Consider the following 26841-nt stretch of genomic DNA (forward strand, 5'->3'; position numbering starts at 1 on the left):
GGGCCCTCGGCCTCGGATTCGGTCCGGCGGTGCCGCCCGGACTACGTCCGGTAGAGCGCCTCGACCTCGGCCGAGTACGCCTTCTCGATCGCTTTCCGCTTGAGCTTCAGCGACGGCGTCAGCAGGCCGTGCTCCTCGGTGAACTGGTTGGCCAGTATCCGGAACGTGCGGATCGACTCGGCCTGCGAGACCAGTGTGTTCGCGGCGACCACGGCGCGCCGCACCTCGGTCTCCAGATCGGGGTCGCGCACCAGATCGCCGGCGGACAGCGGAGGCTTGCCGCGCATCTGGAGCCAGTGTTCGACGGCCTCGGAGTCGAGGGTGACGAGCGCGGCGATGTACGGCCGGTCGTTGCCGACCACTATGCACTGCGCGACCAGCGGATGGTCGCGCACCCGCTCCTCCAGCACGCCCGGCGAGACGCTCTTGCCGCCGGAGGTCACCAGGATCTCCTTCTTGCGCCCGGTGATCGTGAGGTAGCCGTCCTCGTCCAGGGATCCGAGGTCGCCGGTGGCCAGCCAGCCGTCGTGCAGGGTGGCGTCGGTGGCCTTGTCGTTGTTGAGGTAGCCCTGGAACACGTTGCCGCCGTTCAGCCAGATCTCCCCGTCGTCCGCGATGTGCACGGTCGTGCCGGGGATCGCCTGGCCGACCGTGCCGAACCGGGTGAGCTCGGGCGGGTTGGCGGTCGCGGCGGCCGTGGACTCGGTGAGCCCGTACCCCTCGTAGATGGTGACGCCCGCGCCCGCGAAGAACAGCCCGAGCCGCCGGTCCATCGCCGAGCCGCCCGACATCGCGTGCCTGACCCGGCCGCCCATCGCGGCCCGCACCTTGGAGTAGACGAGCTTGTCGAAGACCTGGTGCTGCATGCGCAGGCTCGCCGAGGGGCCGGGACCGATGCCCCAGGCCTTGGACTCGATGGCGTCCGCGTAGCGCACGGCGACGTCGACGGCCTTCTCGAAGGGGCCGGATCTGCCCTCATTCTCGGCCTTGCGGCGGGCGGCGTTGAAGACCTTCTCGAAGATGTACGGCACGGCGAGGAAGAAGGTGGGCCGGAAGGCCGCCAGGTCCGGCAGCAGCGCGGCCGCGTTCAGCTGGGGCTGGTGTCCGAATTTGACCTTGCCGCGGAAGGCGGCGATCTGCACCATCCGCCCGAAGACGTGCGCGAGCGGAAGGAACAGCAGGGTGGACGCTTCGTCGCCGCGCTTGGAGTGGAAGACGGGTTCCCAGCGGGTGATGACGGTGTCCGCCTCGAACATGAAGTTCGCGTGCGAGATGACACAGCCCTTGGGGCGCCCGGTGGTGCCCGAGGTGTAGATGATCGTCGCGATCGATTCGGGGGTGACCGCGCGGCGGTGCCGGTGGACCACCTCGTCGTCCAGGTGCGCGCCCGCCTCGTACAGCTCGTGCACCGCGCCCACGTCGAGCTGCCACAGCTTGTGCAGCTGGGGCAGCCGGTCGACGACCGTGGCGACGGTCATGGCGTGGTCCTCGTGCTCCACCATGACCGCCGACACCTGTGCGTCGTGCAGCATCCAGAAGACCTGCTCGGCGGAGGACGTGGGGTAGATGGGCACGACCTGGGCGCCGATCGTCCACAAAGCGAAGTCGAACAGCGTCCACTCGTAGCGGGTGGGGCACATGATGGCGACCCGGTCGCCGAAGCGGATGCCCTGGGAGAGCATGCCCTTGGCGAGGGCCAGGACCTCGTCCCGGAACTCGGCCGAGGTGACGTCGCGCCACTGTCCCTGCTCGTCCTTGCGGCCGAGCGCGATGTGGAGCGGGTCTTCCTGGGCATGGTCGAAGACGACGTCGGCCAGGCCGCCCACCGGCGGCGCCGACGCCAACGGGGGGTTGGTGAACTCGCGCAATACCGCTCCTCGTGGCGCTCCGCACAGCGCCGTGAAAGCTACCCCACCATGCGACAGGACGGGAGGGGCCTCGAACCGCCGAGGGGTGCGGCGTCCGCACAGGTCAACCACGGAAAATGCCCCCACAAGGGGAGGGGTAGGACAGAATTCCTTACGGTTCCGTAGGTTTCGGGTCCGCAATCTCCACGGAATCCCTACGACCCGAGGCCGATACGCGACCCTCCCGGGAGCAGAATCGGAACATCCGATTCCGCCACCGTTGCGGACCCCGTCCAACCTCTCCCCGCGCCCCGGACAAGGCAGGCCCTAGCTCCGTTGTCCCCGGTGCAGCCGGTCCCCGCCCGCGAGGATCGCCGTCGCGAGCGCGTCCGCGGCCCCCTGGGCGGAAGGCCGCCGATGGCCGTGCACCAGCACGAAGTCGACCTCGCCGAGCTCCGGGAGCCCCGCTCGCTCCGGCACCCGGACCAGGCCGGGCGGCACCAGTCCCCGTGAGTGGGCCATCACGCCGAGACCCGCGCGGGCCGCCGCGATCAGGCCGTTGAGGCTGCCGCTCGTGCAGGCGATGCGCCACGGCCGGCCCTGGCGCTCCAGTGCTTCGAGGGCGAGCGCGCGGGTGATGCCCGGGGGCGGGTAGACGATCAGCGGGACGGGGCGGTCCGGGTCCAGCCGCAGCCGCTGGGCGCCGATCCACACCAGGCGGTCGTGCCAGACGAGTTCGCCGCGCGGGTCCTGGGGCCGCCGCTTCGCCAGCACCAGGTCGAGATGCCCGGCGGCGAGCTGTTCGTGGAGAGTGCCGGAGAGCTCGACCGTCAGCTCCAGGTCCACCTCGGGATGGTCGGAACGGAACCCTTCCAGGATCTCCGGCAGCCGGGTCAGCACGAAGTCCTCGGAGGCGCCGAAGCGCAGCCGCCCGCGCAGCCGTGTCCCGGTGAAGAACGCCGTCGCCTGCTCCTGCACCTCCAGGATCCGCCGCGCGAACCCGAGCATCGCCTCGCCGTCCTCCGTGAGCTCCACGGAGTGCGTGTCGCGCGAGAAGAACTGCCGCCCGGCGGCGTCCTCCAGCCGGCGCACATGCTGGCTGACCGTGGACTGGCGCACTCCCAGCCGCCGGGCGGCCTGCGTGAAGCTCAGCGTCTGGGCCACCGCCAGGAACGTACGCAGCTGGGAAGGGTCGTACACACCCCCACGTTATCGCGATACGTGATGACAGTCAGAGCGGTATGACGGATTCCCGATCTCGGCCCGGGAGGGGACGATGGAGAGGGCACGACCCGCCGATGACGAACAGACGCACCGAACCGAGCAACCGAGCAGTGGAGCACCGTGAAACGCCTGCAGTGGCCGAGCTGGATGCCGGTCGACCCCTACATCCTGCTGCTGCTCGGGACCGTGGGCCTCGCCGCCCTGTTCCCGGCGAGCGGTACGGCAGCGGACGTGGCCTCGGGCGCGTCCACGGCCGCCATCGCGTTCCTCTTCTTCCTGTACGGCGCCCGGCTGTCCACGCATGAGGCGGTGGCCGGACTCAAACACTGGCGGCTGCACGGCACTGTGCTGATCTGCACCTTCGTGGCGTTCCCGCTGCTCGGCCTCGCCGCCCGCGGACTGGAGCCGGTGCTCCTGACGCACGACCTCTACACCGGCCTCCTCTTCCTCACCCTCGTCCCCTCGACCATCCAGTCCTCCATCGCCTTCACCTCGATCGCCCGCGGCAACGTGCCCGCGGCGATCTGCGCGGGCTCCTTCTCGTCACTCGCGGGCATCGTCATCACCCCGCTGCTCGCGGCGGTCCTCCTCGGCAACAGCGGCGGCGGGTTCTCGACCGACTCGGTCGTCAGGATCGTGCTGCAACTGCTGGTGCCGTTCGTGGCCGGGCAACTGCTGCGCCCCTGGATCGGCGCCTTCATCACCCGCCACAAGAAGGTCCTCGGCTACGTCGACCGCGGCTCGATCCTGCTCGTCGTGTACACCGCGTTCAGCGAGGGCATGGTGCAGGGCATCTGGCACCAGGTGAGCGCCGTCCGGCTGGCGGGACTCCTCGTCGTCGAGGCGCTGCTGCTCGGCGTGATGCTCACCCTGACCTGGTACGGCGCGAAGGCCCTGCGCTTCGGCAGGGAGGACCGGATCGCCATCCAGTTCGCCGGTTCCAAGAAGTCGCTCGCCTCCGGGCTCCCCATGGCCGGCGTCCTGTTCGGCGCGCACGCCTCGCTCGCCGTGCTCCCGCTGATGCTCTTCCACCAGATGCAGCTCATGGTGTGCGCGGTGATCGCCAAGCGCCGCGCCCGCGACCCCGAGGTGACCGGCGAGTTGGGCCCGACCGGTCCGAACCAGCCGTCCGGCACCGGGGGGACGACGGGCACGGGCGGTACGGCCGGCGGTGCGGGCGGGTCCGGCGGGTCCGCTAGGTCCCAGGTCTCCCCAGCCGCAACGTCACGAATCGCGGTCGGTACAGGGACACGTTCCGGCTGAGATTCGCCGCCGCGCCCGTGGCGCCGAGCCAGTTGACGTCGTAGCTGAGGACGACCCGGTCGCTCTCGCTCAGCTCCGGGTGCGCCTGCGGGTTGTACGCGGCCACGTCGCCCCCCGGCAGTGACGGGCTGAAGCTCCGGGTGGGCCCGTGCCAGGGCCCGGCCGGCGCGCACGCCCAGTACGAGGTGATCGTGGTCAGGCCCGCGGCGCCCGTCGCCATCGTGAACAGGACGTAGGTGCCGCCGTCCCGCACCACGGTGAACGCGCTGCCCACGCCGGTGCGCCGGCCGTCCCCGAGCACCGGTGCCGGACGCCCGCGCACCGTCCACGCCGAACCGTCCCAGTACTCCCAGGCCCCCGGTTCGCCGAGCCTGCCGCGCGGCACCCGCGCCACGTACGCCCGGGAGGCAGGGCGCGCGGCGGCCCGGCCGTCGTCGCCCCCGAAGACATACGTCCACGCGCCGGCGTCGACGGCCGCGGTGCCGAACAGCACGCGCCGGGAAGGGTCCGTGACCGTCCGCTGGTCCAGGACCGTGGTGATGCCTTCGAGGCGCAGTCCGGGCAGCGAGAGCGTCGCGACCTCGGTGGCGGTGGGCACGCCGTAGATCCACGGCGCCTGTCCGGCCGTCCGGGTCCACAGCAGAACCCGGACGACGCTCCGGTCCGAGCCGGGGGAGCGAGGTTCGACACGGGCGGCGACCGGCCAGCGCCATTGCAGGGGTGCCGGGTCGGGGAAGACGGGCGCGGGCAGCGTGGTCAGCAGCCGGCCGCCGCGGGACATCACGACGGCCGAGTTGCGCACCAGGGGGGTGCTCGCGTCGCGCCAGGCGTACGACTCGCCGACCGGGTTCGGAGGCGTGTGCACCAGGCCGAGATAGGTGTCCGAGAACAGCCACAGCACCCGGCCGTCGGGCAGTCGCACCGAGTGGGTTCCGTCGCCGCCGGTCCAGTCGTCGGCGCGGGTACCGTCGTCGCCGTACCGGGCGAACTCACCCGTGAGCCGGGCGTTCGCGGCCCAGGACGTGAGGGTGCGGGCGCCGCACGTGGCACCGCCCTCCCGGTCGTGGTCCGGGAGAGCGGTGAGCAGCACGGCCGCCGAGACCAGGGCCAGCAGGATGCCGAACCCGGTCCCGTTCCGCCGTCGCGCTCGTGCGTCGTCGGGCACGTACGGGACGTTAGTGGTCCCCGCTCACATGGTCCATGGGGAGCCACAGGACGGTGTCCCGGGTCACCTGCCGCGAGGGCGCCGCCGACAGCTCGTCGTCGCTGAGCGCCCGGTCGTAGACGCGCACATCGTCGATCGCGCCGGTGAAGTACGCCCGGCTGTCCATCCGTTGCCCGATGTGCACCCCGAACGGCGAGTTCCGGCTCACCGATCCGGGCACGTCCGCCGTGCTGATCGTCGTCCCGTCGATGAACAGCGTGAGCTGTCCCCCGCCGCGGCGCAGCGCCAGATGGTGCCACTGGCCGTCGTTGAACGCGCCCGTGGTGCGCACGAACGCCGTGGCCGGGGGCGACGCGCCGTTCCTGGTGGTGATGAGACCGGTGATCCGGTTGGACGCGGGCTCCCCGCGCAGCCACACCTGCGGCTGCGTCGTACCGATCCCGCCCATCCACAGCAGCGGCTGCTCACCGCCGGTGGCCGTGTAGCGGAACCACAGGGACGCCGTGAAGTCCTTCGTCCCCAGCGGCAGTCGGTCCTGGTACGGCAGCCGTACGGCGTCGTCGGTGCCGTCGAACTCCATCGCGTCACCGAGGACGCCCGCCGTCTGCCCCGCGCCGCCGAGGACCGCCGCCCGCCGGGTGAAGGGGGCGAGGTCGGCCGTCGTCGGGTCCGGGCCACGGCGCGGCTGGAGCCAGTCCTCGGTGAAGCGGGCGAAGCGGATCTCGTCGCGCGCGTCGACCGCGCCGCCCTCGTACATCAGGCCCACGGTGTCGCCGTCGACGCGCACCAGGTCGGAGTAGCCGGACCAGTCGGTGGTGACGACCGTTCCGCGGTCCACGCTGTCCCAGGTGCGCCCGCCGTCGTAGGAGGAGCGGATCATCATGGTCCGGCGGCGGTCCGGGTCGGCGGGGCAGGACAGCAGGATCCGGTCGCCGACGCGCAGGGTCGAGCCCTGCACCTGGGGCGCGTAGAGGTCCGGGACGTCACGGAAGGGGGAGACGAAGCTGTCGCCGCCGTCCCTGCTGACCGCCTGGGTGCGGTGCCCGAGGTCGGTGCCGTCCTGCTCACGACCGCTGACCAGGACCGATCCGTCGGTCCGCTCGGTGAGCGTCATCTCGGACGGCTTCTGCCGGAAGGTGCCGTCGTCCGCGATCGGCCAGGAGTCGTTCGCACCGATGTCCCAGTGGTCGCCGCCGTCGTCGCTGGTGATGAGCGCGGCGTTGTTGGCGGTGACCCGACTGCCGTTCCAGGTCTCGGTGTTGACGGCGAAGACGAGTCGCCCCGCGTGCCGGCCGCGGGTGAGCTGGATGCCGTGCACCGGGCCGGTGGCGTACCAGGAGTTCCAGTTCGCGGGCAGGATCTCGTCGCTCAGGTCGCGCGGCCGCGACCAGCTGAGTCCGTCGTCGTCGCTGTACTGGAGATGCGGGGTGCGGTCGCACGGCACCGAGCAGCTCGCGCTGTCCGTACGGCCCGTGTTGTACGTCTCCGCCAGCACGATCCGGCCCGTCTCACGGTCCACGATCGGTGTGGGGTTGCCGTGGGTGTCCCCGCCCCCGTCGTTGACGACCTGGAGCGGGCTCCAGGTGCGCCCGCCGTCGCTGGAGCGCTTCACCACGATGTCGATGTCGGCCGCGTCGCCGCAGTTGCGGACACGTCCCTCGGCGAACGCCAGCAGCGTTCCCTCGGTCGTCCGTACGACGGACGGGATGCGGAAGCAGGCGTAGCCCGGATCCTGGGAGGCCTTGAACAGCACCTGCTGTTCGAACTCACCGCCCGGCGCGGCCGCTTCGGCTCGCGCCGTACCCGGGAGCGCGACCAGCGCGGCGACACTGAGAGCGGCGGTCAGGGCGGCTTGGAGGCGAGTGCGGGAGCGGGGTCCCGGACGGGCGGCGAAGGCGGGTCTCGGACGAGGGCGTGAGCCTGGTCCCGGTCGGGCGGGAAAGACAGATCGCAGGCGAGTACGGGAGCGGGGTCCCGGGCGGGTGGCGAAGGTGGATCTGAGACGGGTGCAAAGGCGTGACGGCATGGTGCGACCTGCCCTTCGTACGGCGGCTGGGCAATCCGGATTCTCCGGACATCCCACGTCCAACGTTCGCGCCGCAGACGCTACTTGGGCCCTCACGCACCCCACAAGAAGCATGCACCGGTCGTGTTCACGCCAGATTTCGGCGTCCGTGAGTCCGGCTGACGGAGAACCGTTCACGGGCTTGTTGATCCGGATTTCCGGTACGGACGGCTGATGCGGGCTAACGTTCCGTCATGACCGCACCCGAAACCGAACCCCGCCTCGCCCTCGACCCGGCGCGCACCGCCCTCGTGCTCGTCGATCTGATGGAGCGCTTCGTGGCGTTGCCGCTGGCGCCGCACAAGGGGACCGAAGTTCTCGCCATCGCCGAGGAGTTGGCGACCTCATTCCGGAAGGCGGGCGCGCTCGTCGTACTGATCCGGGTCGAGCGGTCCGGAGTCCCGGAGCAGCCGCCCGGCAGCGGACTCGTCGCCGGACTCGCCGCCGAGGGTGATCTGGAGATCGTGAAGCGGACCATCGGGGGGTTCCAGGGCACCGGCCTCGACGAGCGGCTGCGCGAACACGGCGTCTCCACGTTGGTGTTCGGCGGCATCGCCACCAACCTGGGGGTCGAGTCGACCGCACGTGCCGCCGGTGACCTCGGCTACGACCTGGTCTTCGTGGAGGACGCGATGGCCGCGTTCACCGCCCCCGAGCACGACGCCTCCGTCCGTCTGGACTTCCCGCGTCTCGGCACGGTCGTGACCGCCGGCGAGGTGCGCCTCATCACGGAATGAGCCGCACCTGAGCCGGCGGGGGCTCTCACACCAGTACGCCGCCTCCGTCGACCACGACGACCGAACCGGTGCTGTAGCCCCCGCGCATCAGATACAGATAGGCCTCGGCGATGTCGTCCGGCTCGCCCACCCGGCCGACGGGGAGCGACGCGGCGGCGGACGCGAACAGTCCGTCGCGGTCCTCCTCCGGCAGGTCCCGCCACAGCCCGGTGCGGACCACTCCCGGCGCGACCACGTTCACCCGGATCGGCGCGAGCTCCAGGGCGAGGGCGCGGGTGAGCGACTCCATCGCCCCGCACAGGCTCGCCGCGACGGTGGTCCCCGGCATCGGCCGACGCCCGGCCGTGCCGGTGGTCAGGACGACCGAGCCGCCTTCGCGGATCGCCGGGGCGCCGTACTTGACGGCCGTGTACGCGCCCCAAAGGCGGGTGTCCAGGAAACGCCGGGCCCGCGCCGGATCGGACTCGGCGAGACTCTCCAGCAGCAGTGACTCGCCGGCCGTGTAGACCAGGTGGTCGAAACCGCCGATCCGGTCGAAGAAGCCGCGGACGCCGTCCTCGTCGGTCGCCTCCAGCACATGCCCCTCCGCGCCCGACGGCAGCCGCTCCAGGGCGGCGTCCACACTCTTCCGGCGCCGCGAGGCGACCACCACCTCGGCTCCCTCCCGTGCGACCGCCTCCGCCACCGCGAGCCCGATGCCCGCCGTGCCGCCGATCACGACGACCCGCTGCCCTTGCAGACCCCTGTGGCCCATGTCGGTTCCCTTCCACGTGATTCCCGGGTTCTTCCCGGTGTCTCCAAGCCTGCTCGTGGCCTTGCTCCGCCGTCCAAGACCTCTTTCGGCGTCGGCGATACCCTGAAGGCATCGTCGGCGCTACGACGGAAGAGGCGCTCATGGATCTCGACCTGCGCAAGGTCCGCTACTTCGTGGCGGTGGCCGAACTGCTGCACTTCGGGCGGGCGGCGGAGCGGCTGCACATCGCCCAGCCGGTGCTGAGCCGTCAGATCAGGGCACTGGAGAAAGACTTGGACGCGGTGCTCTTCGAACGGGACAGCCGCGGTGTGGCGCTGACCGCAGCGGGGAGCCAACTCCTGCAGGACGCACGCCTGTTGCTCGCCAGCGCCGACGTGGCCCGCCGCCGGGTGCGGCGCGCGGCGCGCGGGCCGCGCCGGCTCGTGGTGGGCTTCCGGGCAGGAGTGGTCGTCACCCACGCCCTGCGGGCCTTCGGCGCCGCCCATCCCGACGTCGACATGCAGGCGCGCCGGGTCGAATGGGACGACCAGGAGCAGCTGATCCTCGACGGGACCGTCGACCTCGCCTATGTACGCCGGCCCATCCAGGAGGAGGGGCTCGCGCTGCTGCCCCTGTTCGACGAGGCCCGGGTCGCGATGCTCCCGGCGGCCCACCGGCTCGCCGGGAAGGAGGAACTCGTCCTCGCCGATCTGGAGGGCGAGGCCTGGCTGCGCTACTCCGACCCCGGGCCGGACGATCTGCCGATCCGGACCATCGAGGAGAAGTTCGAGCGGGTGGCGGGCGGTGCCGGCATCACCCTCGTACCGGAGTCCGTCGCCGAGCAGTACTCACGCCCGGACATCACGTACGTACCGGTCACGGACGCGCCACCCGACCAGGTGTTCCTGGCCTGGGAGAGAAGTCGCCGCACGCCGCTGATCGCCGCGTTCGCCGAGATCGCGGGGGTCCGGGGCTGAGGCGGGGCCCCCTCCGGCGCAGGGGGCGCTCCCCGCCGTTCGGGGCCCCGCCGCCGTGTCGCGGGGAGCCGGTGTCAGCCCTGGGCGGCCGCGGCCCGCAGGGCGATGCGGTGCTCGCCCGCGTACACGTTCATGTTGGCGCCGCGCAGGAAGCCGACCAGGGTCAGGCCGGTCTCCGCCGCCAGGTCGACGGCAAGCGACGACGGAGCGGACACCGCCGCCAGCACCGGGATGCCCGCCATCACCGCCTTTTGCGCCAGCTCGAAGGACGCCCGGCCGGAGACCAGCAGGACCGCCCGGGAGAGCGGGAGCGTGCCGTTCTGCAGGGCGCGGCCGACCAGCTTGTCGACCGCGTTGTGCCGGCCCACGTCCTCGCGCACGTCGACCAGCTCGCCCTCCTCCGTGAACAGGGCCGCCGCGTGCAGGCCCCCGGTCCGGTCGAAGACCCGCTGGGCCGCGCGCAGCCGGTCGGGGAGGCACGCGAGCAGCTCGGGCTCCAGCCGCACCGGGGGAGTGGTGCCGCCCTCCGTGTCGTCGATGGTCCAGCGGGCCGTCGTACGGACCGCGTCCAGACTCGCCTTGCCGCACAGGCCGCACGACGACGTCGTGTACACATTGCGTTCGAGGTTGATGTCGGGGATGACGACACCGGGCGCCGTCCGCACGTCGACGACGTTGTACGAGTTGGAGCCGTCCACCGTGGCCCCCGCGCAGTACACGATGTTCTGCAGCTCGTCGGCCCGGCCCAGTACCCCCTCGCTCACCAGGAAGCCCGCGGCCAGCGCGAAGTCGTCGCCCGGGGTGCGCATGGTGATCGCCAGAGGCTTGCCGTTGAGGCGGATCTCCAGCGGTTCCTCGGCGACGAGCGTGTCCGGTCGGGTGCTCACGGCCCCGTCCCGGATGCGGATCACCTTGCGTCGTTCCGTGACTCGTCCCATGTCCTGATCAGTCCCGCTTCCGTACGTGCGGCCGGCCGGATCGGCCCTTCCTGCGGCGGTTGCCGTGCGGGTCACCGGATCGTCGGGCGGGGAGGGTGACCTTCACGTTTCTCATTGTCCTGCACGTACGCCGCAGGTCGGACCTGCGCGTGTGCCGCGGGCCGGACCTGCAGGCGGGGCGTGGGCCGGAGGTGTATGTGTGTCGTGGGCCGGACCTGTGCGTGTGGGACCGGCCCGGATGCCGCCTCGGCCGTCGGCGGCCCGCTCCGGTGCTCATGCCGCCGTCCGCAGCGCGAGCAGATCCGAGATGGCGTACACGGTACGCAGCGTCGGCACCGGAACCCCGGTGATCTCCGCGAGTTCCACCACGGCCGCGAGCAGCACGTCGAGTTCCAGCGGCTTGCCGCGCTCCAGGTCCTGGAGCGTGGAGGTGCGATGGTCGCCGACGCGCTCGGCACCCGCGAGGCGCCGCTCGATGGACACGCCGACCTCGCAGCCGAGGGCCTGGGCGACGGTGAGCGTCTCGGTCATCATGATCTCGATGACCTTGCGTGTCCCGCCGTGCAGGCACATCTGCCGCATCGTGGCGCGGGCCAGCGCGCTGATCGGGTTGAAGGAGATGTTGCCGAGCAGCTTGAGCCAGATGTCGTTGCGCAGGTCAGGTTCGACCGGGCATTTCAGCCCGCCTTCCCGCATGGCGTCGCTGAAAGCCCGGCAGCGCGCCGACACGGACCGGTCCGGTTCCCCGATGGAGAACCGGGTGCCTTCGAGGTGGCGGACCACGCCCGGTCCCTCCAGTTCGGTCGCGGCATACACGACGCACCCGATGGCTCGCTCCGGCGCCAGCACCGCGCTGACCGCGCCGCCAGGGTCCACGCTCTCCACCCGGTGGCCGTCGTGGGGTCCGCCGTGCCGGTGGAAGTACCACCAGGGAATGCCGTTCTGGGCGGCGATCACCGCCGTCGTGTCGTGCAGCAGCGGCTCGATGAGCGGCCCGCACGCCGCGTACGAGTTGGCCTTCAGACCGAGGAAGACGTAGTCGACCGGACCGATGTCGGCCGGGTCGGCTGTGGCGTGGACGCGCGCGGTGAAGTCCCCGCGCGGGCTGATGACTTGGACGCCGTGCTGCCTCATGGCCGCGAGATGCGGTCCACGGGCGACGAGATGCACGTCGGCGCCGGCGCGGTGCAGCGCGGCGCCGACGTAGGCGCCGATCGCACCGGCGCCGAGAACTGCGACTCTCACTGTGTGGCGCTCCGTTCGGTCGAGGGTACCGAGGAACTTCCGAACTCTGTCGACGAAATATTGTCTACAGGATGGAATGGGCGAGGGCAAGAGGGTGGGACGGCAGCGAGGGCAAGAGGGTGGGGCGGTGGCGAAGCCAAAGGGGGCTACGGTCATCGCCCAGCGCGGACCGTTGCGCTCGACGAGCGTGCCGACCTACGCCCTGACCCTGCCGGACGCGGCCAAGCGGCGGCACGGGCATCGGGAGCCTCTCGTGCCGTGTGCGCGGAGCCCCCTCGGGCCTGCTCCGTGACCGTTCGTCGCGTCAGGGATACCGTTCATCGCATACGGTCGACGAGTTTGCGTCACGCCGCTTCACAGCCGAGCGACCGCTTCCTATCGTCCCGGATCATGAGCCCTCCTGTCGCACCTCCCGGTTGGAGCCGCTGGCTCGTCCCGCCGGCCGCCCTGTCGGTCCATCTCTCCATCGGCCAGGCCTACGCCTGGAGCGTCTTCAAGCCGCCGCTCGAATCCGCCCTCGGTATCAGCGGAACCCAGAGCGCGCTGCCCTTCCAGCTCGCCATCGTGATGCTCGGCCTGTCGGCCGCGTTCGGCGGCACGCTCGTCGAGCGCAACGGTCCGCGCTGGGCGATGACCGTAGCCCTCGTCTGCTTCTCCTCCGGCTTCCTCATCTCCGCGCTCGGCGCCGCCACCGAGCAGTACTGGCTGATCGTGTTCGGCTACGGCTTCGTAGGCGGAACAGGCCTCGGCATCGGCTACATCTCGCCCGTCTCCACGCTGATCAAGTGGTTCCCGGACCGGCCCGGCATGGCCACCGGCATCGCGATCATGGGCTTCGGCGGCGGCGCGCTGATCGCCTCGCCCTGGTCCGCCCAGATGCTGAAGTCGTTCGGATCCGACTCGTCCGGGATCGCGCTCGCCTTCCTCGTGCACGGGCTGACGTACGCCGTGTTCATGACGCTCGGTGTGCTGCTGGTACGCGTGCCGCGCGGCGAGAAACCGGTCGCGTCCGGGCCGAGCGTGCTCGAAGGGGTCCAGGTCTCCGCGCGCAATGCCGTCCGCACCCCGCAGTTCTGGTGTCTGTGGATCATTCTCTGCATGAACGTGACCGCGGGCATCGGCATCCTGGAGAAGGCCGCTCCGATGATCACGGACTTCTTCGGGGGCACTTCCACGCCGGTGTCCGTCTCGGCGGCCGCCGGGTTCGTCGCCCTGCTGTCCGCGGCGAACATGGCGGGCCGCATCGGCTGGTCCTCGACCTCCGACCTGATCGGACGCAAGAACATCTACCGGGTCTACCTCGGGGTCGGCGCCCTGATGTACGCGCTCATCGCCTGGCTCGGGGATTCCTCCAAGCCGCTGTTCATCCTGAGCGCGCTGGTGATCCTCTCCTTCTACGGGGGAGGCTTCGCGACTATCCCGGCTTATCTGAAGGACCTGTTCGGCACGTACCAGGTCGGCGCCATCCACGGCAGGCTGCTCACCGCCTGGTCCACCGCCGGCGTCCTCGGCCCGCTGATCGTCAACTGGATCGCGGACCACCAGAAGGCGGCCGGCAAACACGGCTCGTCCCTGTACGAACTGTCGTTCCTGATCATGATCGGGCTGCTCGCCGTCGGCTTCGTCGCGAACGAGTTCGTACGGCCCGTGCACGCCCGCCACCACATCCCCGCACCGAGGGAGGCCGCCGATGTCGCACGACAGCAGCCCGAGTCCGCCTGACAGGCGAGCCCTGATCGCCTTCGCCTGGCTGTGGGTGGGCGCCCCCCTGTGTTACGGCCTCTACGAGCTGATACAGAAGGCGACACAACTGTTCTCGGGCTAGGCGTTCGGGCGTCCGAGAGTCTGACAGAAGCCGACAAGCCTGGCGTCTCAATCCTGTGGCTTCACCTGCCGTCGTACCGGTGAGTCATTGATCAGACTGGTGGATCCCGCTACCGAAGCACGAGGGGGACCACTCATGAACGGCTCACGGATCGCCGCCGTCGGCCATTACCAGCCCGCCAAGGTACTCACCAATGAGGACCTGGCGGGCCTGGTGGACACCAGTGACGAGTGGATCAGGAGCCGCGTCGGCATCCGGACCCGCCACATCGCCGGGCCCGACGAGCCCGTCGACGAGCTGGCCGCGCACGCCGCCGCCAAGGCACTCGCCTCGGCCGGTCTGACGCCGGGCGACATCGACCTCGTCCTCGTCGCGACCTCCACGGCCGTCGACCGCTCCCCGAACATGGCCGCCCGGGTCTCCGCCCGCCTCGGCATCCCCTCGCCGGCCGCGATGGACGTCAACGTCGTCTGCGCCGGCTTCACCCACGCCCTCGCCACCGCCGACCACGCCGTGCGCGCCGGTGCCGCGACCCGGGCGCTGGTCATCGGCGCCGACAAGATGAGCGACGTGGCGGACTGGACCGACCGCACCACCTGCGTCCTCGTCGGGGACGGCGCGGGGGCCGCCGTCGTCGAGGCCTGCCCCGCGGGCGAGGAGCCCGGCATCGGACCGGTGCTGTGGGGCTCGGTGCCCGAGATGGGCAACGCGGTACGCATCGAGGGCACCCCCTCGCGGTTCGCGCAGGAGGGACAGAGCGTCTACCGCTGGGCCACCACGCAGCTCCCGCCCATCGCCCGGAAGGCCTGTGAGCGGGCCGGCCTCGCGCCCGAGGACCTCGCCGGAGTCGTCCTGCACCAGGCCAACCTGCGCATCATCGAACCCCTCGCCCTGAAGATCGGCGCGGTCAACGCCGTCGTCGCGCGCGATGTCGTCGATTCCGGGAACACCTCCGCCGCGAGCATCCCGCTCGCCTTCTCCAAGCTCGTCGAGCGCGGCGAGATCTCCACCGGCGACCCCGTCCTGCTGTTCGGCTTCGGCGGGAACCTCTCCTACGCGGGGCAGGTCGTCCGCTGCCCGTGAGGCGGCCTGAGCTGCTCGTCCGGACCACGCGTCCCCGGGTGTGACAAGCCCAACTCCTGTGCCTGCCAGGCGTTTGTGCGCCGTAGACTGTAGGCGAAAGACAATTGACAATCGACTTTTCTATCGCGGCGACGGCGCTGCCCAGGAGGGACCGTGATGTTGTCGACAGGACTGCCTCAGGGAGCGGTACCCAAGCTCGAGCGGCCCGGCCCGCTCCGTGACCGCGTCTACGAGGCGCTGCTCGAACTCATCACCACCCGCGCCCTCCAGCCGGGTCAGCACCTCGTCGAGAGCGAACTCGCCGGTCATCTCGGAGTGTCCCGGCAGCCCGTGCGGGAGGCCCTCCAGCGGCTGAGCACCGAGGGCTGGGTCGATCTGCGGCCCGCCCAGGGCGCGTTCGTGCACGAGCCGACCGAGGAGGAGGCCGACCAACTCCTCACGGTCCGTACGCTCCTGGAGGCCGAAGCGGCCCGGCTCGCCGCCGCCAACGCGGGCAGCGCCGCCATCACCGCCCTCGAAGACCTGTGCGCGGAGGGTGAGCGGGCGTTCGCCGCCGACGACGTGGACGGCGCGGTCGCGATGAACGCGCGGCTGCACGCCAAGATCATGGAGCTCGCCGGCAACACGGTCCTCGCCGAGCTCGCCGCACAGGTCGACCGCCGGGTCCGCTGGTACTACACCCCGGTGGCCCGCCAGCGCGGCCGGCAGTCCTGGATCGAACACCGCGAACTGATCGCCGCGATAGCGGAACGCGACGAACAGCGGGCCACCGCGGTCATGCGGGCCCACACGGAACACACGCGGAAGATGTACCACGACCGAGAGAAGTAGTCGGCCGACGCCAACTTTCCCCCGGCCTCGCGTGCGTGCAGCCCCCCGGGCCGGAGTCCTGCCCGCGCGTGCGGCTCCCCGGGCCGCGGCCTTGCGCTCACGTCCGGCTCCCCGGGCCGGCGTCTTGGGCTTGCGTGCGGCTTCTCGGGCCGGAGCCTTGGGCCTTGCGTGCGGTTTCTCGGGCCGGACCACGAAAGATCGGCGCGACCCGCCCAGCCGTCGCGAACGACAGATCTTTGTCCTGGGAGTGGAGAAAGTCTGCGGCAATCGCTGCGCGACTTCTTCCAACTCCCGGCAGCCGCTGCTACTTTCCCCTCGAAAGCACGGCCGGTGAGGGTGGCCGGAACCTGACGGACGCAGGCCGATCTGGGCGGGGAGGGGTTCGTGAGACGTATGACGGCACGACCCGCGAACGCTCATCAGGCCCGGCTGCTGCGGCTGTTGCGTGATGGTGGCCCCAACTCCCGTGCCCAGTTGGGTGATCAGATCGACCTCTCGCGGTCGAAGCTGGCCGTCGAGGTGGACCGGCTGCTGGAGACCGGGCTCGTGGTGGCCGACGGACTCGCCGCCTCGCGGGGCGGGCGCCGCTCGCACAGCGTCCGGCTCGCGCCAGCGCTGAGATTCCTGGGCGTCGACATCGGCGCGACCTCGATCGACGTGGCCGTCACCAACGCCGAACTGGAAATCCTGGGGCACATCAACCAGCCCATGGACGTCCGCGAGGGACCGGTCTCGGTGTCCGAGCAAGTGCTGGCCATGGCTGCGAAGTTGAGGAACTCGGGGCTCGCGGAGGGCTTCGACGGCGCCGGCATCGGCATTCCGGGTCCCGTCCGTTTCCCCGAGGGCGTCCCGGTCGCCCCGCCGATCATGCCCGGCTGGGACGGCTTCCCGGTCCGTGAGGCGCTCAGCCAGGAACTCGGCTGCCCGGTCATGGTCGACAACGATGTGAACCTGATGGCCATGGGGGAGCAGCACGCGGGCGTCGCACGCTCCGTGGCCGACTTCCTCTGCGTCAAGATCGGCACCGGCATCGGCTGCGGCATCGTCGTCGGCGGTGAGGTCCATCGCGGTGCGACGGGCAGCGCCGGCGACATCGGGCACATCCAGGCCGTGCCCGACGGCCGTCCGTGCGCCTGCGGCAACCGGGGCTGCCTGGAAGCCCACTTCAGTGGCGCCGCGCTCGCACGTGACGCCATGGAGGCCGCCCGCCAGGGACTGTCGGCCGAACTCGCCTCGCGGCTGGAGACGAACGGCGGGCTGAGCGCCGTCGACGTCGCCGCCGCGGCCGCGGCGGGCGACGCCACCGCGCTCGACCTGATCCGCGAGGGCGGCAACCGCACCGGTCAGGTCATCGCCGCACTCGTGAGCTTCTTCAATCCCGGCCTGGTGGTGATCGGCGGTGGGGTGACGGGTCTCGGCCACACCCTGCTCGCCGCGATCCGCACCCAGGTCTACCGCCAGTCGCTTCCGCTCGCGACCGGCAATCTGCCCATTGTCCTCGGGGAGCTGGGCCCGACCGCCGGAGTCATCGGCGGGGCCCGGCTGATCAGCGACCACCTCTTCTCGCCCGCGTAAGCCACTTCTCTCCGCCCGCCCGCGTCACCTTCAGGAATCGGACCACCGGCGCCGAGCCCCGCTCCGCCGTGCCCGAAACCGCCCGCCCCGTACGCGCACCGCCCGGCAACCGGCCCGCACGCCTGCCCAAGGGAACCGTCATGGCACCAGAACCACCGCTGCTCACCATGTCCGGCATCACCAAGTCCTTCCCCGGAGTCCGGGCCCTCGACGGCGTCGACCTCGACGTCCAGGCCGGCGAAGTGCACTGTCTGCTCGGCCAGAACGGCGCCGGAAAGTCCACCCTCATCAAAGTCCTGGCCGGCGCCCACCAGCCCGACGACGGCACCATCGGCTGGCGCGGCGAGCCCGTCACCCTCAGGTCCCCGATCGCCGCCATGCGCCTCGGCATCGCCACCATCTACCAGGAACTCGACCTGGTGGAAGGGCTGTCGGTGGCCGAGAACGTCCACCTCGGACATGAGCCCACCGCCGCCGGATTCGTCATACGGGGCAAGGCCGCCAAGGCGTCGGCGGCCGCACTGCTCAAGCGGCTCGGGCATCCGGAGATCGATCCGTCACGGCTGGTCGGTGATCTGTCGGCGGCCCAGCGGCAGATCGTGTCCATGGCGCGGGCGCTCTCCCACGACGTACGGCTCATCGTCATGGACGAACCGTCGGCCGCCCTCGATCCCGACGAGGTCGACAACCTGTTCCGGATCGTCGGCGATCTGACCGCGGACGGTGTCGCCGTCGTCTACATCTCGCACCGGCTGGAGGAGATCCGCCGCATCGGTGACCGGGTCACCGTGCTGAAGGACGGCCGCGCGGTCGCGGGCGGACTGCCCGCCAGGTCGACACCGACCCGCGAGGTCGTGGCACTGATGACCGGGCGAAACGTCGAGTACCTCTTCCCGGACCGGCCCCGGACGCGGCCGCCGGGTGATCCCGTGCTCACCGTCCAAGGCCTCTCCCGGCAGGGGGAGTTCGCCCCGCTCGACCTCGAACTGCGTCCCGGCGAGATCGTCGGCCTGGCCGGACTCGTCGGCTCCGGCCGCTCCGAGATCCTGGAGACGATCTACGGAGCACGCAGACCGACCACCGGCCGGGTGAGCGTGAACGGGAGGCCCCTGCGCACCGGCAGCGTACGCGCCGCCGTACGTGCCGGCCTCGGACTGGCCCCCGAGGAGCGCAAGACGCAGGCGCTGCTGATGCTGGAGTCGGTCACCCGCAATGTCTCCGTATCGTCCATGTCCCGCTTCGCGCACGGGGGTTGGATCGACCGGCGGGCCGAACGCGGCGCGGCACGCGCGGCCACCCGCGAGCTCTCCCTGCGCCCCGACAACCCGGCGGCGCCGGTCAGGACCCTGTCCGGCGGGAACCAGCAGAAGGCCGTGCTGGCGCGCTGGCTGCTGCGCGGCTGCCGCGTCCTGCTCCTCGACGAGCCCACGCGTGGCGTCGACGTCGGAGCGCGCGCCGAGTTGTACGCGGTGATCCGCCGGCTCGCCGACGAAGGCCTCGCCGTGCTGTTGGTCTCCAGCGAACTGCCCGAGGTGCTCGGGCTCGCCGACCGCGTCCTGGTGCTCCGCGAGGGGCGCGTCGTGCACACGGCACCCGCCCGAGAGCTCGACGAACACCGCGTACTCGACCTCGTCATCGAAGGAAGCCCCGTGGCCAGTGAAGGGAGCCCGGCGTCATGACGCAGCACGTGTCCGCGCCCCGGGACGGCACCGACAACGTGTCGTCGACGGGCGAACTCCCCGCGTGGCGCTCCGTTGTGGCCCGCGCCGACGTCCGCACGCTCTCGCTCCTCGGCGTCCTCGCCGCCCTGATCGTCATCGGCGGCGTCACCAGGCCCGACGAGTTCCTCGACACCCGCAATCTCCAACTCGTCCTCACCCAGGCCTCGGTGATCGGCGTCGTCACCGTCGGCATGACCTTCGTCATCACCTCCGGCGGCATCGATCTGTCCGTCGGCGCGATCGTCGCGCTCTCCTCGGTCTGGGCGACCACCGTCGCCACCCAGGAGTACGGCTTCGCGGGCATCCTCTTCACCGCGGTACTCGTCGGCCTGGGCTGCGGCCTGGTCAACGGAATGCTCATCGCGTACGGCGGGATGGTCCCCTTCATCGCGACGCTCGCCATGCTCGCCTCGGCCCGCGGCCTCGCCCTCCAGATCACCGACGGCAGGACCCAGATCGTCTCGGTGGACGGCATCCTCAAGCTCGGCGAGCGCGACTCCTACGTGCTAGGCGTCCCACCGCTGGTCCTGGTCTTCGCCGTCGTCACCGTCATCGGCTGGCTGGTCCTGAACCGCACCACCTTCGGCCGGCGCACGGTCGCCGTGGGCGGCAACGCGGAGGCGGCCCGGCTCGCCGGTATCGACGTACGACGTCAGCGGCTGTACCTCTATCTCCTCTCCGGACTGTGCTGCGGTATCGCCGCCTTCCTGCTGGTCATCCTGTCCGGCTCGGGCCAGAACACCAACGGCAATCTCTACGAACTCGACGCCATCGCGGCCGCGATCATCGGCGGCACCCTGCTCAGCGGGGGCCGCGGCACCGTCACCGGCTCGGTGCTCGGCGTGCTGATCTTCACGACGATCACCGACATCTTCGCGCTGAACAACCTCCAGAGCGACGTGCAGCAGATCGCCAAGGGAGCGATCATCGTCGCCGCGGTCCTGGTCCAGCGGCGCACAGCAAGCACGACCTGACACGGGAAGGGTCCACCGCCATGCCAGAACCCATGAGCCTGACCAGTCGCAGAGGACTGCTCTTCGGGACCGCCGCCGTCTCGGCCGGTGCCCTCCTCGTCGGCTGCACCAGCAACGACACCAAGGACGAGAAGCCGGCCGGCAACGATCAGCCGGCCGCCGACGACAAGCCCGGCAAGCACGTCACCATCGGCTTCGCCGGACCGCAGGCCGACCACGGCTGGCTCAACGCCATCAACGACAACGCCAAGAACCGCGCCAAGAAGTACACGGACGTGTCCCTGGAGATCACCGAGGGCTCCAACGACACGGCCGCGCAGATCGGCCAGATCGAGACACTGATCAACAAGAAGGTCGACGTCCTGGTCGTGCTGCCGGCCGACGGCAAGGCGCTCACCCAGGTCGGCCTCAAGGCCATGGGCGCGGGCATTCCCGTCATCAATCTCGACCGGATCTTCAACTCACCTCAGGCATACCGTTGTTGGATCGGCGGCGACAACTACGGCATGGGGCTCAGCGCCGGGCACTACATCGGCGAGAAGCTCAGAGGCAAGAAGGACGCCCGGGTCATCGAGCTCGCCGGGCTCGACAACCTGGAACTCACCAAGCAGCGCACCCAGGGCTTCGACGCGGCGCTGAAGAACTACCCGAACATCAGGAAGGTCGCCCGCCAGGCCGCCGAGTTCACCGTGGAGTCGGGCCAGGCCAAGATGTCCCAACTCCTCCAGGCGCAGCCCAAGTTCGACGCCCTGTGGAACCACGACGACGACCAGGGGGTGGGAGCGCTGCGGGCCATCGAACAGGCAGGCCGCGACGACTTCCTGATGGTCGGCGGGGCCGGAGCGCTCTCCGCCTTCCAGGCAATCGACTCCGACAACAGCGTCCTGAAGGCCACCGTCCTGTACCCGCCCACCATGGCCGCGTCCGCGATCGACCTCGCCCGCACGCTCGGGCAGGGCAAGGGCATCGGCGGGCTCGCCGAGTTCGAGATCCCCGCGTCCCTCACGCTCTACTCGGCCGTCGTCGACAAGGACAACGTCAAGCAGTACATGGCCACCGGCTTCAAGTGAGACGCCCTGTTCCAGGGGCCCGGTACGGGGGTCCGGGCCCCATCCCCACCGCGCCACGACGACGAGGAGGACATCCGCATGGGACAGCCGCACCAGGGCGACCAGGCCGCGAAGCCGCCATTGGGCGTGGGCATGGTCGGGTACGCCTTCATGGGCGCCGCCCATTCCCAGGGCTGGCGCACCGTGGGCCGCGTCTTCGACCTGCCGTGCCGGCCGGTCCTCGCCGCGGTCTGCGGCCGGGACGGACGGGCCGTGCGGGCGATGGCGGACCGGCACGGCTGGGGGGCCGCCGAGACGGACTGGCGTGCGCTGATCGCCCGGGACGACGTCGACCTCGTCGACATCTGCACGCCCGGCGACAGCCACGCCGAGATCGCGGTCGCCGCGCTGGCGGCGGGCAAGCACGTGCTCTGCGAGAAGCCCCTCGCGAACTCCGTCGAGGAGGCCGAGGCGATGGCGACGGCGGCCGCCGCGGCCCTCGGACGCGGCCAGATGTCCATGGTGGGCTTCAACTACCGCAGACTCCCCGCCACGGCACTCGCCCGTTCCATGGTCGCCGAGGGCCGCCTCGGACCGCTGCGGCACGTACGGGTGACGTACCTTCAGGACTGGCTGGTGGACCCGGAGTTCCCGCTCACTTGGAGACTCCGCCGGGAGACGGCCGGATCGGGCGCCCTCGGTGACCTCGGCGCCCACATCGTCGACCTCGCGCAGTATCTGGCGGGCGAGCCGCTCGGCGGGGTCTCCGCCCTCACCGAGACCTTCGTACGGCAGCGTCCGTTGCCCGCACGGGCGTCCAGCGGGCTGTCGGCCGTACCGGAGGCGGGTGATCCCTCGGACAGCTCGCGTCCCGGCCCGGGTGCGGGCTCCGGCCCGGGTTCACTCGCCGGCTCCGGCACCGGCCCGGGTTCCGATGCCGTTCCGGGCTCCCGTACGGGTACCGTCACCGTCGACGACGCGGCCCTGTTCACGGCCCGCTTCGCCTCCGGAGCGCTCGCCTCCTTCGAGGCCTCCCGCTTCGCCACCGGACGCAAGAACTCCCTGCGCATCGAACTCAACGGCGATCGCGGCTCGTTGGCCTTCGACCTGGAACGCCTCAACGAACTCGCCTACCACGACCACACCGAACCCGGCACCCACGCGGGCTTCCGCCGCATCCTCGTCACCGAGCCCGACCACCCCTACCTCGACGCCTGGTGGCCGCCAGGACACGGCCTCGGCTACGAGCACACCTTCACGCACCAGGCCCGCGACCTCGTCCACGCCATCGCGGCCGGCCGGCCGCCCACACCGTCCTTCGCCGACGGCCTGCAGGTGCAGCGCGTCCTCGCCGCCGTCGAGGAGAGCGCCGAGAAGAACTCCCTCTACACCCCCGTAGCGGTCTGAGGAGGCCCTGGAATGCCGCGCAACTACACGCTCTTCACCGGCCAGTGGGCCGACCTGCCCCTCGAAGAGGCCTGCCGCCTGGCCCGTGACTTCGGCTACGACGGCCTCGAACTCGCCTGCTGGGGCGACCACTTCGAGGTCGACAAGGCGCTCGCGGACCCCGCGTACGTCGACTCCCGGCACGCCCTCCTCGACAAGTACGGCCTCAAGTGCTGGGCCGTCTCCAACCACCTCGTCGGCCAGGCCGTGTGCGACGCCATCATCGACGAACGCCACCGGGCCATCCTGCCCGCCCGTATCTGGGGCGACGGCGAGGCCGAGGGCGTGCGGCGGCGCGCCGCCGCCGAGATCGCCGACACCGCGCGCGCGGCGGCCGCCCTCGGCGTCGACACCGTCATCGGATTCACCGGCTCGGCGATCTGGCACCTCGTCGCGATGTTCCCGCCCGCCCCCGAATCGATGATCGAGCGCGGCTACGAGGACTTCGCGACCCGCTGGAACCCGATCCTGGACGTCTTCGACGCCGAGGGCGTCCGGTTCGCGCACGAGGTCCACCCGAGCGAGATCGCCTACGACTACTGGACAACACACAAGGCCCTGGCGGCGGTCGACCACCGGCCGGCCTTCGGCCTCAACTTCGACCCGTCCCACTTCGTGTGGCAGGACCTCGACCCGGTCGGTTTCCTCTACGACTTCCGCGAACGCATCTACCACGTCGACTGCAAGGAGGCCCGTAAGCGCCTCGACGGCCGCAACGGCCGGCTCGGCTCCCACCTGCCGTGGGGCGACCCGCGCCGCGGCTGGGACTTCGTCTCCGCGGGCCACGGCGACGTCCCCTGGGAGGACGTCTTCCGCATGCTGCGCTCCATCGGCTACGCGGGGCCCGTCTCGGTCGAGTGGGAGGACGCCGGAATGGACCGGCTCCAGGGCGCCCCCGAGGCCCTGACCCGCCTCAAGGCGTACGACTTCGAGCCCCCGTCGGCATCGTTCGACGCGGCGTTCGGTGGCAACGACAGTCCGTAGACGCGCCACCGCGCACAAGGGTGGCCCTCCCCGGCGAGTCGCGGGGAGGGCCACCCTCGTAGGGACCTGGGCCGGCACCCTCGTACGCACCTGGGCCGGCACCCTCGTACGGTCTGGAGCACCATCGCGCAGGTCCGGGACGGGCCACCGTCGTGAGGGCGGCCCGTAATCAGCCCACCGGTTGTGGCTGCGGTGCCGACGTGTCCGCCGTGCTGCGTCCCGGCTGCCGCAGCAGCAGGGCGATCGCGGCCGCCACCATCGAGATGCCGCCGGCCAGCGCGTACGCGCCGTCGTAGCCCCAGGCGGCGACCACCATCGAGCCTAGGCCGCCGCCGAACAGACCGCTGATCAGCTTTCCGCTGTACACCAGTCCGTAGTTGGTGGCGTTGTAGTTCTCGCCGAAGTAGTCCGGAGTCAGGGCCGCGAACATCGGGTAGAAGGCCCCGCCGCCGAACCCGGAGAGGAAGGCGAAGAACAGGAAGAGCGCCTCGCTGTGTATGTCACCGGCCCAGATGACACCGAACTGCGCGAGTCCGAGGACCAGGATGACGAAGACCAGCGTCTGCTTGCGGCCCCAGGTGTCGGACAGCCAGCCCACCACGCCCCGGCCGACGCCGTTGATGACCGCCATCACGCCCATCGACGAGGCCGCCACCAGCGGGCCGAAGCCGACCTCCTTGGCGTAGTCGACCTGGAAGGAGATCCCGAAGATCGACACACCCGCGGTCATCACGAGCGCGATCCACATCAGCGGGAGCATGCCGGTCCTGATGGCCTCCTTGGGGGTGAACTGCTTCACGGCGGGAGGGTTCTTGGAGAGACTCGCGGCCCCCTTCTCGGAACCGCTGTACGTCAGCGGGTCGATGTCCGCGGGCCACCAGTTCTTCGGCGGGTCCTTGAAGAAGAACGCCGCGGACAGCACCACGATCATCACGTAGCAGCCGATGAGGTCCAGCACACGGTGGTAATTGGCCGTGTCGAACGCGTAGTTGAAGATGAAGATGAACGGCAGGGAGCCGTACGCGAATCCGCCGTTGACGAATCCCGTCCGCGCGCCACGGCGCTCGGGGAACCACTTCCCGACCATGTTGATGCACGTCGCGTACACCAGGCCGGACCCGACGCCGCCGATGACCCCGAAGCCCAGGATCGCCAGCAGGACATTGCTCAGGTGCGAGAGCGCGAGGAAGCCGACCGCGCACATGACCGAGCCCGTGTACATGGCCTTGCGGGCCGTCAGGATGCCCTTCTCCCGCAGCCAGCCGGCGGGGAAGGCTATGCCGGCCTGGAAGAAGACCCAGATGCTCAGGATCCAGAAGGTGTTGCTCTGCGTCCAGCCGTGGGCGTGGGACAGGGTGTCCTCGGCCGAGCCGTACGCGTACTCGAAGACACTGATGGCCATCATGGCGGCCCAGGGCAGATACACCATGAACTTGCGCGAGTGGCCGAGGATGTCCCGGTCCGTCTCGCCGACCCGGTACACACGGCCCCGGGCGTCCGTGACTTCCCGGTACGCGCGCCCCGGGGCGCCGGAGCCGTCCGGCCCGTGCTTCTCCGCGATGGGTTCCGTCGTCATCAGGCCATCTCCTCGCCGAGCGGGTGCGGATTGGGAACAATGCTGCGGGCCCGCGGTCGGCCCGGTGCCTTGAGGAACAGGGCCAGTACCGCCGACGCCAGACCGATGGACCCGGCGAGCACGAAGGCGCCGTGGTAGTCCCACGCGCCGACGACGACCGCGCCCATGCCGGAGCCCACGAGGCCCGAGATCAGCTTCGAGCTGTAGACCATCCCGTAGTTGGAGGCGTTGTTGTTCTCCCCGAAGTAGTCCGCCGTCATGGCCGCGAACAGCGGGAAGATCGCGCCGCCGCCGAAGCCGGAGACCATGGAGCAGAACAGGAAGAACGGCATGCTGCCCATCTGGCCGGAGACCAGGACACCGAACTGGGCGGAGCCGAGCACCAGACACACGATGATCAGCGTGTGGCGCCGTCCGAATCGGTCGGATATCCAGCCGATGACCCCGCGCCCGGTGCCGTTGACGATCGCCTTCAGGGACATCGCCGTGGCCACGATCCCGCCCGCGAAGCCCATGTCCTTGCCGAACGGCACCTGGAACGCGATGCCGAATATGTTGATCCCGGCCGTGCACAGCAGACAGAACCACATCATCCAGAGCACAGGGGTACGCGCGGCCTCCCTGGGGGTGTACTGCTTCACCGCCGGCGGGTTCTTCTCCAGCGCCCGCCGGATCTTCGGGTCGTCCGACACCTTCAGCGGGTCCACGTTCGCCGGCCACCAGCCCTTCGGCGGGTCCTTGAAGAACCAGCCGGCCACCGCGACCAGGGCGCAGCAGAGCAGGCCGACGCCCACCAGAACGCCCCGGTAGTTGCCCAGATCCATGTACGAGGTGAACAGGAAGACGAAGGGCACGGACCCATAGGCGAAACCGCCGTTGACGAAGCCCGTCTTGCCGCCCTTGCGCTCCGGATACCACTTGCCGACCATGTTCACGCAGGTCGCGTAGACGAGACCCGCGCCGATCCCGCTGCACATGCCGAAGCCGAGATAGGCGACCGTCACATGCGGCGCGAACGCCAGGGACACATAGCCGAGCAGGGTGCCCAGCGCGCCCAGGAGCATCGCCGTCCGGGCGGGGAGCCTGCCGCTCTCGCGCAGTTGCCTGGCGGGGAAGGCCACGGCCGCCTGGAAGAAGATCCAGACGCCCATCAGCCAGAAGATGTGTCCGCTGCTCCACAGATGAGCTTCGTGGAGTGTGTCCTCCGCGGACGTGAACGCGTACTCGGCGGAGCTGATGCCCAGCATGCCCGCCCAGGGCAGGAAGACCATCCAGGCACGTGTGCGGCCCATGATGTCCCGGTCGGTCTCGCCGACCCGGTACACGCGGCCGTGGCGGTCTCTCACCTCTCGATGAGGGACCGCGGTCGAGTAGTCGGTGGTTGTCATGTCGATCGAGCACCCCTTGCGTCGAAAGATCTGGTCAGCGCCCCCTGCCAAATGCCTTTCGTGCGCTCACGGGTCCCGGGGGCGGGCCCCCCCCCCCCCCCCCCCCCCCCCCCACACACAAATAAAAAAACGCCCCCCCCCACAACAGCCCCCCGGGGCCCCCGGGACAAAGCGGCGAGGCCGCCCCCCCGCCGC

Annotated in this window: 22 protein-coding genes; 13 read left to right on the forward strand and 9 right to left on the reverse strand. The window is 70.6% G+C overall.

Annotated features, from left to right (window positions below; all coding sequences use genetic code 11):
- Positions 1-41: 41 nt before the first annotated feature.
- Positions 42-1868 carry an AMP-dependent synthetase/ligase gene (locus ACZ4N5_RS07380; protein WP_467756138.1) on the reverse strand — a complete coding sequence of 609 codons (1827 nt, stop codon included), beginning with the start codon at positions 1866-1868 and terminating at the stop codon, positions 42-44.
- A 306-nt stretch (positions 1869-2174) separates the two neighbouring features.
- The gene (locus ACZ4N5_RS07385) at positions 2175-3047 is read right to left on the reverse strand and encodes a LysR substrate-binding domain-containing protein (RefSeq protein ID WP_467756139.1); all 873 of its coding nucleotides are present in this window, start codon (positions 3045-3047) and stop codon (positions 2175-2177) included.
- A 171-nt stretch (positions 3048-3218) separates the two neighbouring features.
- On the opposite strand from ACZ4N5_RS07385, the gene ACZ4N5_RS07390 reads away from it, so the two are divergent.
- A complete protein-coding gene (locus ACZ4N5_RS07390) occupies positions 3219-4334 on the forward strand; it encodes a bile acid:sodium symporter family protein (RefSeq protein ID WP_467756312.1) in 1116 nt (371 codons plus the stop codon).
- On the opposite strand, the gene ACZ4N5_RS07395 is transcribed toward ACZ4N5_RS07390, so the two are convergent.
- Positions 4267-5499 carry a DUF4185 domain-containing protein gene (locus tag ACZ4N5_RS07395; protein WP_467756140.1) on the reverse strand — a complete coding sequence of 411 codons (1233 nt, stop codon included), beginning with the start codon at positions 5497-5499 and terminating at the stop codon, positions 4267-4269. The genes ACZ4N5_RS07390 and ACZ4N5_RS07395 overlap by 68 nt on opposite strands.
- Before the next feature lie 10 nt (positions 5500-5509).
- Positions 5510-7345 carry an exo-alpha-sialidase gene (locus ACZ4N5_RS07400; protein WP_467756313.1) on the reverse strand — a complete coding sequence of 612 codons (1836 nt, stop codon included), beginning with the start codon at positions 7343-7345 and terminating at the stop codon, positions 5510-5512.
- A 413-nt stretch (positions 7346-7758) separates the two neighbouring features.
- Here ACZ4N5_RS07400 and ACZ4N5_RS07405 point away from each other — a divergent pair, with 413 nt between their 5' ends.
- Entirely contained in the window at positions 7759-8301 is a 543-nt protein-coding gene (locus ACZ4N5_RS07405) for an isochorismatase family protein (RefSeq protein WP_467756141.1), read from the forward strand.
- A 25-nt stretch (positions 8302-8326) separates the two neighbouring features.
- Here the strand turns inward: ACZ4N5_RS07405 and ACZ4N5_RS07410 are convergent, their stop codons facing one another.
- On the reverse strand, positions 8327-9055 hold the full coding sequence (locus ACZ4N5_RS07410; RefSeq protein WP_467756142.1) for an SDR family oxidoreductase: 729 nt from the start codon (positions 9053-9055) through the stop codon (positions 8327-8329).
- A gap of 140 nt (positions 9056-9195) precedes the next feature.
- Here ACZ4N5_RS07410 and ACZ4N5_RS07415 point away from each other — a divergent pair, with 140 nt between their 5' ends.
- Entirely contained in the window at positions 9196-10011 is an 816-nt protein-coding gene (locus tag ACZ4N5_RS07415) for a LysR family transcriptional regulator (protein ID WP_467756143.1), read from the forward strand.
- Positions 10012-10085: 74 nt separating this feature from the next.
- On the opposite strand, the gene fdhD is transcribed toward ACZ4N5_RS07415, so the two are convergent.
- Together fdhD and ACZ4N5_RS07425 are read right to left on the reverse strand one after the other, a co-directional pair.
- Positions 10086-10949 (reverse strand): formate dehydrogenase accessory sulfurtransferase FdhD, encoded by an 864-nt coding sequence (gene fdhD, locus ACZ4N5_RS07420; protein ID WP_467756144.1) that lies wholly within the window; start codon positions 10947-10949, stop codon positions 10086-10088.
- A gap of 273 nt (positions 10950-11222) precedes the next feature.
- On the reverse strand, positions 11223-12194 hold the full coding sequence (locus ACZ4N5_RS07425) for a 2-dehydropantoate 2-reductase (protein ID WP_467756145.1): 972 nt from the start codon (positions 12192-12194) through the stop codon (positions 11223-11225).
- Positions 12195-12584: 390 nt separating this feature from the next.
- On the opposite strand from ACZ4N5_RS07425, the gene ACZ4N5_RS07430 reads away from it, so the two are divergent.
- The 10 genes from ACZ4N5_RS07430 to ACZ4N5_RS07475 all read left to right on the forward strand — a co-directional run bounded on the left by ACZ4N5_RS07430 (position 12585) and on the right by ACZ4N5_RS07475 (position 23682).
- Positions 12585-13916 (forward strand): OFA family MFS transporter, encoded by a 1332-nt coding sequence (locus tag ACZ4N5_RS07430; RefSeq protein WP_467756146.1) that lies wholly within the window; start codon positions 12585-12587, stop codon positions 13914-13916.
- The gene (locus ACZ4N5_RS07435; RefSeq protein ID WP_355849866.1) at positions 13885-14019 is read left to right on the forward strand and encodes an MFS transporter small subunit; all 135 of its coding nucleotides are present in this window, start codon (positions 13885-13887) and stop codon (positions 14017-14019) included. The genes ACZ4N5_RS07430 and ACZ4N5_RS07435 overlap by 32 nt, the downstream gene beginning before the upstream one ends.
- 135 nt (positions 14020-14154) lie before the next feature.
- Entirely contained in the window at positions 14155-15102 is a 948-nt protein-coding gene (locus ACZ4N5_RS07440) for a beta-ketoacyl-ACP synthase III (protein ID WP_467756147.1), read from the forward strand.
- A 156-nt stretch (positions 15103-15258) separates the two neighbouring features.
- On the forward strand, positions 15259-15933 hold the full coding sequence (locus ACZ4N5_RS07445) for a GntR family transcriptional regulator (protein WP_467756314.1): 675 nt from the start codon (positions 15259-15261) through the stop codon (positions 15931-15933).
- A gap of 393 nt (positions 15934-16326) precedes the next feature.
- Complete coding sequence (locus tag ACZ4N5_RS07450) at positions 16327-17508, forward strand: ROK family transcriptional regulator (protein ID WP_467756148.1); 1182 nt, start codon at positions 16327-16329, stop codon at positions 17506-17508.
- 140 nt (positions 17509-17648) lie between these two features.
- Positions 17649-19187, forward strand: coding sequence for a sugar ABC transporter ATP-binding protein (locus ACZ4N5_RS07455; protein ID WP_467756149.1), 1539 nt, complete (start codon positions 17649-17651; stop codon positions 19185-19187).
- Positions 19184-20203 (forward strand): ABC transporter permease, encoded by a 1020-nt coding sequence (locus ACZ4N5_RS07460; RefSeq protein WP_467756150.1) that lies wholly within the window; start codon positions 19184-19186, stop codon positions 20201-20203. Before ACZ4N5_RS07455 ends, ACZ4N5_RS07460 begins: the two co-directional genes overlap by 4 nt.
- Positions 20204-20223: 20 nt before the next feature.
- Positions 20224-21273 (forward strand): substrate-binding domain-containing protein, encoded by a 1050-nt coding sequence (locus ACZ4N5_RS07465; RefSeq protein ID WP_467756151.1) that lies wholly within the window; start codon positions 20224-20226, stop codon positions 21271-21273.
- A 78-nt stretch (positions 21274-21351) separates the two neighbouring features.
- The gene (locus tag ACZ4N5_RS07470) at positions 21352-22659 is read left to right on the forward strand and encodes a Gfo/Idh/MocA family protein (RefSeq protein ID WP_467756152.1); all 1308 of its coding nucleotides are present in this window, start codon (positions 21352-21354) and stop codon (positions 22657-22659) included.
- Between the two features lie 12 nt (positions 22660-22671).
- Positions 22672-23682: a sugar phosphate isomerase/epimerase family protein gene (locus ACZ4N5_RS07475; RefSeq protein ID WP_467756153.1), complete on the forward strand. Its 1011-nt coding sequence runs from the start codon at positions 22672-22674 to the stop codon at positions 23680-23682.
- A 169-nt stretch (positions 23683-23851) separates the two neighbouring features.
- Here ACZ4N5_RS07475 and ACZ4N5_RS07480 read toward each other — a convergent pair whose 3' ends face one another.
- Both ACZ4N5_RS07480 and ACZ4N5_RS07485 read right to left on the reverse strand, forming a co-directional pair.
- Positions 23852-25258: an OFA family MFS transporter gene (locus ACZ4N5_RS07480; RefSeq protein ID WP_467756154.1), complete on the reverse strand. Its 1407-nt coding sequence runs from the start codon at positions 25256-25258 to the stop codon at positions 23852-23854.
- Positions 25258-26646 carry an OFA family MFS transporter gene (locus tag ACZ4N5_RS07485; protein ID WP_467756155.1) on the reverse strand — a complete coding sequence of 463 codons (1389 nt, stop codon included), beginning with the start codon at positions 26644-26646 and terminating at the stop codon, positions 25258-25260. Before ACZ4N5_RS07485 ends, ACZ4N5_RS07480 begins: the two co-directional genes overlap by 1 nt.
- Between the last annotated feature and the right edge of the window lie 195 nt (positions 26647-26841).

The organism is Streptomyces sp. NPDC026500 (genome assembly GCF_055567635.1).

What these genes read in the sequence shown, in the direction of transcription:
- ACZ4N5_RS07390 (WP_467756312.1), top strand. Translation starts at nt 3,219, where the DNA reads ATGCCGGTCGACCCCTACATCCTGCTGCTGCTCGGGACCGTGGGCCTC.
- ACZ4N5_RS07405 (WP_467756141.1), top strand. Translation starts at nt 7,759, where the DNA reads ATGACCGCACCCGAAACCGAACCCCGCCTCGCCCTCGACCCGGCGCGC.
- ACZ4N5_RS07410 (WP_467756142.1), bottom strand. Translation starts at nt 9,055, where the DNA reads ATGGGCCACAGGGGTCTGCAAGGGCAGCGGGTCGTCGTGATCGGCGGC.
- ACZ4N5_RS07415 (WP_467756143.1), top strand. Translation starts at nt 9,196, where the DNA reads ATGGATCTCGACCTGCGCAAGGTCCGCTACTTCGTGGCGGTGGCCGAA.
- fdhD (WP_467756144.1), bottom strand. Translation starts at nt 10,949, where the DNA reads ATGGGACGAGTCACGGAACGACGCAAGGTGATCCGCATCCGGGACGGG.
- ACZ4N5_RS07430 (WP_467756146.1), top strand. Translation starts at nt 12,585, where the DNA reads ATGAGCCCTCCTGTCGCACCTCCCGGTTGGAGCCGCTGGCTCGTCCCG.
- ACZ4N5_RS07435 (WP_355849866.1), top strand. Translation starts at nt 13,885, where the DNA reads ATGTCGCACGACAGCAGCCCGAGTCCGCCTGACAGGCGAGCCCTGATC.
- ACZ4N5_RS07440 (WP_467756147.1), top strand. Translation starts at nt 14,155, where the DNA reads ATGAACGGCTCACGGATCGCCGCCGTCGGCCATTACCAGCCCGCCAAG.
- ACZ4N5_RS07445 (WP_467756314.1), top strand. Translation starts at nt 15,259, where the DNA reads ATGTTGTCGACAGGACTGCCTCAGGGAGCGGTACCCAAGCTCGAGCGG.
- ACZ4N5_RS07450 (WP_467756148.1), top strand. Translation starts at nt 16,327, where the DNA reads ATGACGGCACGACCCGCGAACGCTCATCAGGCCCGGCTGCTGCGGCTG.
- ACZ4N5_RS07455 (WP_467756149.1), top strand. Translation starts at nt 17,649, where the DNA reads ATGGCACCAGAACCACCGCTGCTCACCATGTCCGGCATCACCAAGTCC.
- ACZ4N5_RS07460 (WP_467756150.1), top strand. Translation starts at nt 19,184, where the DNA reads ATGACGCAGCACGTGTCCGCGCCCCGGGACGGCACCGACAACGTGTCG.
- ACZ4N5_RS07465 (WP_467756151.1), top strand. Translation starts at nt 20,224, where the DNA reads ATGCCAGAACCCATGAGCCTGACCAGTCGCAGAGGACTGCTCTTCGGG.
- ACZ4N5_RS07470 (WP_467756152.1), top strand. Translation starts at nt 21,352, where the DNA reads ATGGGACAGCCGCACCAGGGCGACCAGGCCGCGAAGCCGCCATTGGGC.
- ACZ4N5_RS07475 (WP_467756153.1), top strand. Translation starts at nt 22,672, where the DNA reads ATGCCGCGCAACTACACGCTCTTCACCGGCCAGTGGGCCGACCTGCCC.
- ACZ4N5_RS07480 (WP_467756154.1), bottom strand. Translation starts at nt 25,258, where the DNA reads ATGACGACGGAACCCATCGCGGAGAAGCACGGGCCGGACGGCTCCGGC.
- ACZ4N5_RS07485 (WP_467756155.1), bottom strand. Translation starts at nt 26,646, where the DNA reads ATGACAACCACCGACTACTCGACCGCGGTCCCTCATCGAGAGGTGAGA.